General features: G+C 49.9%; 7 protein-coding genes. 4 read left to right on the top strand and 3 right to left on the bottom strand.

The window, feature by feature from the left end; genetic code table 11:
- The coding region (locus ACTHUG_RS10285) for a contractile injection system protein, VgrG/Pvc8 family (RefSeq protein WP_440386704.1) at positions 1-424 on the bottom strand (424 nt) is incomplete at its 3' end.
- A 298-nt stretch (positions 425-722) separates the two neighbouring features.
- Between ACTHUG_RS10285 and ACTHUG_RS10280 the strand changes: the two genes are divergently transcribed.
- The gene (locus ACTHUG_RS10280) at positions 723-1,400 is read left to right on the top strand and encodes a TIGR02117 family protein (RefSeq protein WP_440386703.1); all 678 of its coding nucleotides are present in this window, start codon (positions 723-725) and stop codon (positions 1,398-1,400) included.
- Positions 1,401-1,679: 279 nt separating this feature from the next.
- Positions 1,680-2,723 carry a 3-deoxy-7-phosphoheptulonate synthase AroG gene (gene aroG / locus ACTHUG_RS10275; protein ID WP_188213121.1) on the top strand — a complete coding sequence of 348 codons (1,044 nt, stop codon included), beginning with the start codon at positions 1,680-1,682 and terminating at the stop codon, positions 2,721-2,723.
- 190 nt (positions 2,724-2,913) lie between these two features.
- Here the strand turns inward: aroG and ACTHUG_RS10270 are convergent, their stop codons facing one another.
- Positions 2,914-5,091, bottom strand: a complete 2,178-nt coding sequence (locus ACTHUG_RS10270) for a TonB-dependent siderophore receptor (protein ID WP_440386702.1) — start codon at positions 5,089-5,091, stop codon at positions 2,914-2,916.
- A gap of 209 nt (positions 5,092-5,300) precedes the next feature.
- Positions 5,301-5,906, bottom strand: a complete 606-nt coding sequence (gene wrbA, locus ACTHUG_RS10265; protein WP_440386701.1) for an NAD(P)H:quinone oxidoreductase — start codon at positions 5,904-5,906, stop codon at positions 5,301-5,303.
- Between the two features lie 98 nt (positions 5,907-6,004).
- Here wrbA and ACTHUG_RS10260 point away from each other — a divergent pair, with 98 nt between their 5' ends.
- Together ACTHUG_RS10260 and ACTHUG_RS10255 are read left to right on the top strand one after the other, a co-directional pair.
- Positions 6,005-7,207 (top strand): YihY family inner membrane protein, encoded by a 1,203-nt coding sequence (locus ACTHUG_RS10260; RefSeq protein ID WP_440386700.1) that lies wholly within the window; start codon positions 6,005-6,007, stop codon positions 7,205-7,207.
- Between the two features lie 99 nt (positions 7,208-7,306).
- On the top strand, positions 7,307-9,088 hold the full coding sequence (locus tag ACTHUG_RS10255; protein WP_036493920.1) for an extracellular solute-binding protein: 1,782 nt from the start codon (positions 7,307-7,309) through the stop codon (positions 9,086-9,088).
- Positions 9,089-9,423 lie beyond the last annotated feature (335 nt).

Below are 9,423 nucleotides of genomic sequence, written 5' to 3'. Positions count from 1 at the left end.
CGTGGTGTTTGAAGACGGCGACAATGATGTCGGGAATGGTTTGGTGTTGGAACAGCCGGGAAGTTTGGAAATGTTTTAAAGCCGCGAAGCGCGGCTCTAAAACAAAGCGGTAAACGGTTTCATCCTTAGATACCGACAACTTCTCGCATGAGGTGATGATGCCCTGCCATTGCTTCGCCGGCGGATCGTCTGAAGCAGACCCGAACACCCCGGCCACTTCCGACAGTAAGCCTTCCTGCGGACGAATCTCAAATGCTGCGCGTTGGTTGAGGTAGGAAGACAGAGGCAAAGAGGAATCGGTCGATGTGGCAGTGATTTCAACCCGATAAGCGGTATTGACCGCTTCGGATGCGCTGAAGGAGCGGACTGAAAGTGACGGGGAAAAACGGGCGAAAGTGAGGTGGTAGGATTGGCGGGCGGTCATGGTGTTGAATTTAAAGATGACAATGAATTTGATATATTAACTTGGATTATGCTGATGGTAAAGCGAATGGGATGAATGGGGAAAAGGCCGTCTGAAAGGTAATAAATCCAGTTGATTTCAATCCCCTTATCAACAAACCTTAAAACTCCCTCCGATTAAATTTTTAAGAAATTTGCGTAAATCAACTTCTAAATCTAACTGTTTTTTAATAACTATACCGCCCACTCATTTCTAATGAAAAAAGTACAAATTTAATGGAAAATACACACCTTCAAACTCAATTACTTTTAAAAAACGAATGTGCTCCTTCCTTCACATCCTCAAAAAAATCGGCAAAATAGTGCTGATCATCCCTATTTTTGCCCTATTGTATTTTTTGTCTGCTTGGATGATGGCTTCATTGCCGCTTAATGAAGAGCAGCCAAAAGGAGACATTACGTTATTTCTAGTCAGTAACGGCGTGCATACTGATGTAGTCATGCCGCTGAAGAATGATATTTTTGATTGGTCGGATGTCGTCAATCCGAGAGACACGCTTACCGCTGATCCTCAAATAACGCATATCGGTTTAGGCTGGGGAGAACGTAATTTTTATTTATACACGCCTGAGTGGAAAGATTTGACGTTCTCCAATGCCTTTGGTGCATTAAGCGGGCTGAACCGTACGCTGATTCATGTTACTTATTATCCTTTTGAACCGCGAGAAAATAGCCACGTCGTCAAATTTTTGGTCACGCCTGAGCAATACAGGAATTTAACCAAATCGCTCTTGGCCAGTTTTCAACAAGAAAATGGACAACCCATCTTGCTAAAAGGAATTCATCATCAGTCTAACGATGCTTTTTACGAAGCCAAAGGACGCTATCATTTATTCAATACTTGTAACACTTGGCTGAATGACAAATTGGTTGAAAGCGGCCTTAAAGGCGTGTATTGGACTCCTTTCTCTTCGCCCTTGCTGGAACAATACCGATAGCCTTCATGCTTCTCAATTTTTGGGTCTATGTAAAACTTCAGGCCGTCTGAACTTTTTCAGACGGCCCATATTTTCGATAAACCCTCAATTTTTTCATTGTATAGACAAAATTTTATAACAGCATTAAATATCAATTTAAACAAATAAACTGATTTTAAATTCCATAAAATAATTAAAATAAAGAAATTTTAGAATAAAATTGCTAAAACAAAAAATTAAACCTTGTTTAATTCCGCTAAAACCTGTAACCTGTATCAAAAATAAACAAGAGAGTCCATCATGTCCCAGCACCACCCTACCGACGATATTAAGATCAAAGAAGTCAAAGAGTTATTACCTCCAATCGCACATTTGTATGAGCTGCCTGTTACGCCTCAGGTTGCCAATTTGGTTTATAAAACACGTCATGAGATTTCGGATTTAGTTCACGGCCGCGACAACCGTTTGCTGGTCATCATCGGCCCATGTTCGATTCACGATACCAAGGCGGCGGTAGAATATGCGCAAAAATTGCTGCCCTTGCGCAAAAAATATGAGAAAGAGCTGCTGATTGTGATGCGCGTGTATTTTGAGAAACCGCGTACAACCGTTGGCTGGAAAGGCCTGATTAACGATCCGCACTTGGACGGTACGTTTGACATCAACTACGGCCTGCGCCAAGCGCGTCAGTTGTTGCTGACTTTAAACGAAATGGGTATGCCTGCTTCGACTGAATTCTTGGACATGATTACGCCGCAATACTACGCCGACCTGATTTCTTGGGGCGCGATTGGTGCGCGCACGACTGAAAGCCAGGTACACCGCGAATTGGCCAGCGGTCTCTCCTGCCCTGTCGGCTTTAAAAACGGTACGGACGGCAATCTGAAAATCGCCATCGACGCCATCGGCGCCGCCAATCATCCGCACCACTTCTTGTCTGTAACCAAAGCCGGTCATTCCGCGATTGTCCACACCAGCGGCAACCCTGACTGCCATGCGATTTTGCGTGGCGGTAAAGAGCCTAATTACAGTGCGGAACACGTTAAAGACGCGGTGGCGCAGCTTCAAAAAGCCGGCGTGAGCAGCAACCTGATGGTGGACTGCAGCCATGCCAACAGCCGTAAAGACTTCCGCAAACAAATGGACGTGGCGCGCGATGTTGCGGCGCAGCTGAAAGCCGGTGAAAAACACATTATGGGCGTAATGGTGGAAAGCCACTTGGTTGAAGGCCGCCAAGACAAGCCTGAAGTTTACGGTCAAAGTATTACGGATGCCTGCATCGGTTGGGATACGACTGAAGAATTGCTGGCCCTGCTTGCCGAAGCGAAAGGTTACCAAGCGTAAGTGCGACATCATTTAAAAGACCGGATACGTTCCGGTCTTTTTTGTGCCTGTCATTTTGATTTCTTCACTCGAGATACCGAGCAAATTTTAGTCAGGTTCAACATAAAAACAATATGTCAGAAAATATTCAGGCCGTCTGAAAAACCAATCATTCAGGTTTTCAGACGGCCTGCCCTACTTTTCTTTTCAATTAAAACGTGTGTTTAACCGTCGCAGTCACACTACGCGGCGTACCGTAAACGTGAATATCCGGCATGGTGCGGTAGCGTTTGTTGAACACGTTTTCAAAATCCAAACCAATGCGGGTAGATTTACCGATTTTGTAATGCACGGTCAAATCCAGCGTGGCGTATGGGCGTTGAGTCAATGCAGCGGCGGCGGCCGGATTGATGTCTGCCGGGTATTCGTCCAGTGTGTGGCTGCGGCTTTGCCAGTTGACGTTGGCCCCCAGGTTCAAACGGTCGGTCACGTCATACGCGGTAAAGAGTTTGAACAAATGAACCGGGTAAGACGGATGCAGTTGAACCCCTTCGCTGTCTTTGATTTTGGAACGTGCATAAGACGCATTCAGCAGCCATTTGTCACTCAGGCGGCCTCCGACAGAGAGCTCCACGCCTTTTGTCGTGGTGTTGTCGGCTGCGCGGTAGTATTCTTCGCCATTCGCGAATTTGCCTGCAACAACGCCCAAATGGTCGCGTTTGTTCATAAAGACGGAGGCGGAAGCATTCAGACGGCCGTCAAACCATGACGCTTTCAAACCAGTCTCGTAGGTTTTGCCACGCTGCGGTTTGAGCGCTGCGCCGTCTTTGGTCAGATAACGCACTTGCGGACGGAAAATGGTGGTGTAAGAAGCATAGGCGGTCAAATTGTCGCCGATGTCGTAGGTTACGCCCAAGTAAGGAATGAAAACGTTTTGTTTGTGGCTGCTGTGTGCGAATTTGTTACGGCTGGTGCTGTAACGGTACCGCCAATCTACAAAACGGCTGCCGCCGATAAAGGCGAGTTTGTCGGTCAGTTTGAAACGGGTCGAGCCGTAAACCGACAGGTTTTTCATGCGTGAAAAACCATCGCGCAGATACGGCATATCGGGTTTGGCGATGTTGCCGTCAAATTTACGCAAATCGGGAATCATCGACTCGCCTTCTTCATAGAAAGACAGGTTTTCTTTGTTGTCCTGATAGCTGATGCCGACATTGAACTCGTGCGAGCGGCCCAGCGCTGGATAATTGCCGTCCAAGGCCAGCGCAAAATTCTGATCGCGGTATTTGCTGCGGTCGCGGTCTGAAGTGAAAAGTGCAGAGTAATCGGGATTGATTTCAAATGTACCGGCAATGCCTGAAACGATGTCGTTTTTACCCGAAACATGGCTGTAATCACCAGTCAGTTTCCAGCCGTTGTCAAACTCATGGCTAAGGGAAGTGAATACTTCGGCACTGTTGTCTTTGCCGTATGCCCAGCGTGCGGAAGAATTGCTGCGTGGCGAAGATTCAAACGGTTTGAATCCGTCTTTGCGATTACCTGCTGCTGTCAGATAGCTGAAACGCGAGCTGCCGGTATTGCGGAAACGGTGTATTTCCGTACCGAGGCGCCATTGGGTTTGCGGCGTGAGATCGTAAGACAAAATGCCATAGAAAGTGTGATTGTGGCGCGAAGTGTTCGGCAGGTAATCGCCGCCGTGGTCGCTGACCAAAATGGCGCGGCCGCGCAAGGTATTGTCGGCATTCAGAGGATGATTGGCATCAAGGACGAAACGGTAGTGGTTCCACAAACCGACACCGGCTTCCACGCTGATGGCTGGCTTGGCAGTCGGTTTTTTACGTTCCAACGCAACCGTACCGCCCGGCTCGCCCATACCGCCGTTGGACAAACCGCTTGCGCCGCGCACGACGACGACTTGTTCGTACAATGCGCTGTCCAGATTGTTGGTGCCGCGGCGGATGGCTTTACCGTCGTAAAGGAATTTGGGCGCGCCGTCTACGGAAATGCTGTCAATCGCCTGACTGCGTGAAATAAACTGGCTGTGGCCGGAGACGTTGTTGCCCATTTTGCTGTGGAACATGCCCGGCGTTTGTTTCAACACGTCCTGCAAAGTATCCAAACCCTGGTCGTCCATTTGTTTTTCGGTGACGACAGACAAGGACTGCGGCGTTTCGCGCTGGGTCAGGCGGATGCCTGTCGCGGCGGAAGATGCGGGAATGGTGTAGTTGGAAGTAGTCTGTTTTCCGACACCTTGGACGGTAACTGTCGGTAAATCGACACGTTCTTGCGGCTGGCTATTTTCTACTTCGGTCGCGAAAGAATACGCCGAACACAAAGCCAGACTGACGGCAAAGCTTAATTTGCCATAGGGAAATACGGGTAGTGACATAGCTTCTCCAGTTAGCTGATGTTTTAATTTGGTGGCAGATTCTATCAAAAAGATGTAGTCCGATGAAACTATGTTCTAATCCCTATTTTCTAAGTAGTTTGTTTAATTAGAAATATTTATTTTTTTGCTAGTTATAAATAACTAAAAAGGCCGTCTGAAAACTGAATCATCAGGTTTTCAGACGGCCTCAATCTTTTTATCACAAAAAATCAGTCTGCCAATTTTCGTGCCAACTCTGCCAAATGTTTACCTTGTGCGAAGGCAATGTCGTTTTCTTCGGCGGTCAATGCCGGCTTGCTGTCGTGGCCGGAAACATGGCTTGCGCCGTAAGGCGTGCCGCCGCTTTGGGTATTGCTGAGCGCGGATTCGGTATAGGGAATGCCGCTGATGACCATGCCGTGGTGCAACAGGGGCAGCATCATGGTCAGCAGGGTAGTTTCTTGGCCGCCGTGCAGAGAAGATGTGCTGGTGAATACGGTGGCAGGTTTGCCGACGAGTTCTGCGCCGAGCCAAAGGGGAATGGTGCCGTCGATAAAGTATTTCATCGCTGCGGCCATATTGCCGAAACGTGTCGGGCTGCCGAGCGCGAGGCCGGCGCAATTTTTGAGGTCGTCGGCAGTCGCGTAGGGCGCGCCTTCGTCGGGAACGGCTTTTTCAACGGCTTCGCAAACGGTGGAAACTTTGGGCACGGTACGCAATACGGCTTCGCAACCGTCCACGCTTTCGATACCGCGTGCGATTTGGCGGGCAAGGTTGCGCGTGCTGCCGTTTTGGGAATAAAAGAGGACGAGGATTTTCAGGGGATTTGGGTTCATTTGGGGTTTCCGTTACAATGCTGTCAGGTTTCAGACGGCCTTTTGAATACTCGGGCCGTCTGAAAAGAAAAATTTCTATTCAAAAGTGGGAAAAGGTTATGCCGTTTTCGCAATGGTGGCAAGATTTTTTGAAAAGTAAGGGCGTGGCGTTTGCTTGGTTTGTCGTGCGCCGTTTTGATGACGAGCGTGTGCCGCAGGTGGCGGCAAGCATGACGTTTACGACGCTTTTGGCTTTGGTGCCCGTGTTGACGGTGATGGTCGTCATCGCTTCGGCCTTCCCTGTTTTCGACCAATGGTCGGGGGAATTTGTCTCTTTTATCAACCGCACCATTGTGCCGCAGGGCGCGGATATGGTGTTTGACTACATCAATGCGTTCCGCGATAAGGCCACCAAGCTGACGGCCATCGGCAGTGTGATGTTGGTCGTAACCTCGCTGATGCTGATTCGGACGATAGACAATGCGTTCAACCGGATTTGGCGCGTTAATTCGCAACGGCCCTGGATGATGCAGTTTTTGGTGTATTGGGCGTTGCTGACGTTTGGGCCTTTGTCTTTGGGCGTGGGCTTGTCGGTCGTGATCGGCCAGGTGCAATTGGTGGGCGGCTCGGAATGGCTGAGGGTTATCACTACGGTTTCATTTATTACGGCGCTGCTGTGGGGCTTGTACCGCTTTGTGCCCAACCGTTTCGTACCGGCCAGCCATGCTTTGGTCGGCGCGGCCGTAACGGCGTTTTGCTTGGAAACGGCACGCTTTTTGTTCGCTTGGTACATGGGCAACTTTGACGGCTACAAATCGATTTACGGCGCATTTGCCGCGGTACCTTTTTTCCTGTTGTGGCTCAACCTGTTATGGACGCTGGTATTGGGCGGCGCGGTTTTGACCTCGTCCCTGTCCTACTGGCGCGGCGAAGCGTTCCGCCGCAGTCTGGATGCACGCGGCCGCTTTGACGATGTATTGAAAATTCTGCTGCTGCTCGATTCTGCCCAACAAAACGGCAAGGCATTGCCGGTGCAGGAGTTCAGACGGCATATCAATATGGGCTTTGACGAATTGGGCGAGCTTTTGGAAAAACTGGCGCGACACGGTTATGTCTATTCCGGCCGCCAAGGCTGGGTCTTGAAAACGGGGGCGGAGTCCATCGACTTGGCGGAGCTGTTCAAACTCTTTGTCTACCGCCCGCAAACGCTCAACAAAGACAAAGTCAATCAAACGGTTGACCACATCATGCAGCCCTGCTTGGAAACTTTGAACATGACGCTTGCCGAGTTCGGCGCCCATACGAAAAAGCAATCCTCTTAAACCTGATGCCGTCTGAAAGCAAAAATATCAAGTTTCAGACGGCCTTTGCTATAATCGGCACACCACTGAATACAATATTCAACCTACAAGGAAAAATAGATGAAAACACCAGCCCTACTCTCTCTGCTCGGTTTGATTCCATCTGCCGCCTTTGCCGCCCACGGCGTAGGCCTCGGCCAACCGCCCAAATATCCGGCCAACTTCACTGCTTTCGAATACGTCAACCCCAACGCCCCCAAAGGCGGCACATTTACCACGCCTTTCCTCGGTGCTTTTGACACGCTTAACCCCTTTACCCTCAAAGGCAACCACGAATACGGCATCAGCATGCTGACGCTCGACACCCTGACCGAGCAAAGCATGGACGAACCTTACGCCGTTTACGGTCTGATTGCCGAAGACATCGCCTTGGCGCCGGACGGCCTTTCCGTTACCTTCAAAATCAACCCCAAAGCCAAATTCCACAACGGCGACCCCGTTTTGGCCAAAGACGTTGCCGCTTCATTTAACATCCTGACCAAAGACAAAGCCGCCGCCCCCATGTACCACTTCTACTGGAGCGACGTGGCCAAAGTAGAAACGCCCAACGATCGTACCGTCGTGTTCCGCTTCAAGCAGCGCAACTCAGAATTGCACATGATTCTCGGCAGCCTGCCCGTCTTCTCGCATAAAAGCTATCCAAAAGGACTGGCTGCCGCGCCCAACAGCCTGCCCATTGGTTCCGGCCCCTACCGTTTTGCCAAAGCCGAAAACGGCCGCATCAGCGAGTTTGTCCGCGACAAAAACTACTGGGCGCAAAACCTGCCCGTGCGCAAAGGTCGCTACAACTACGACCACATCCGCATCAAATACGTCAAAGACGAAGTTGTCCGCATCGAAGGGTTAAAAGGCGGCCAATATGACTTTGTACAAGAAAACGTCGCCCGCAACTGGGCGCGCGCCTACTCCGACGAAGTCCTCAAAAAACGCAACCTGTCCAAACACGAATGGCTGCAAAACAGCACCGCAGGCATGCAAGGCTTCGTCATCAATATGCGCCACAAGCCCTTGGACAATATTTACGTCCGCCGCGCCTTGATTGAAAGCTTCGACTACGAAAGCGTCAACAGCCGCATCTTCTACGGCGCATACCGCCGCACCGACAGCTTCTTCACCAACAGCACCATGGCCGCAACCGGCAAGCCCGACCGTGCAGAAACCGCATTGCTCAAATCATTGGGTACCAAGCTGCCCGAGGGCGTATTGGATCAAGACGTCCCTATGCCGCCGGTTACCGACCCCAAACTGGGCGTGCGTCCGAACCTGCTCAAAGCACGCGCCCTGCTTGAAAAAGGCGGCTATCAATACAAAAACGGCAAAGCAGTGGACAAACAAGGCAAACCGCTGACCTTTGAATTCCTCGCCCCCAGCAAAAACTATGAACGCATTACCGCCAAATGGCAGCGCGACCTCGCCAAAATCGGCATTACCATGAACGTGCGCACCGCCGATTCCGCCGTGTACCAAAAACGCATGAACGACTTCGATTTTGACGTAACCACCGGCTACTACGGCAACAGCGAAAGCCCCGGCAACGAGCAATACGACTACTTCAGCTGCGCCGCCGCCAAAACCGAAGGCAGCCGCAACCTTTCCGGCGTCTGCCATCCCGCGGTTGAAAAACTGCTGACCCATTTCAACAGCTTTACTAACCGCCAAGAGCTGCAAACCACCTCGCGCGCGCTCGACCGACTGATCCGCCACCAATACACCATCGTTCCAAACTGGTTCGCCGACCGCTACCGCGTCGTGTACCGTAACGATGTAGGCATTCCGTCCAAGCTGCCGAAATACTACGATCCCATCACCTTCGCCATGACCGCAGGCTGGAAGAAAAAGTAGTCGCATTTCGACAACACGCCCAAGCGGCTGAAAGCCCTTGACGCATAGCCTTTGGCATAAAAACCCATTATTCGTTTAAAACCAATTAATCCATCCAAACCAAATAATTACAAAAGAAAAAACAACTTAAAGCCAAATCAAAGGCCGTCTGAAAAATCCGTCAGCAAAAATCATCTGCAACGGAACATTTCAGACGGCCTTTTCGTCTCTTTTCAATCCAGTTTTGCAACCGAAACAAAATATCAAAAATTAACAAAAAAATTGCAACACAATACTCTCAAAATTTACAAAACCGTGTACACTTCCAACTTAAGATTTTGAATTATAAGAATAAT

It is taken from the genome of Neisseria sp. P0022.S009, from assembly GCF_051956675.1.
Classification (GTDB): Bacteria; Pseudomonadota; Gammaproteobacteria; order Burkholderiales; family Neisseriaceae; genus Neisseria.
Note: the sequence above shows the minus strand (reverse complement) of the source record. Positions and strands in the feature narration are given on the sequence as shown.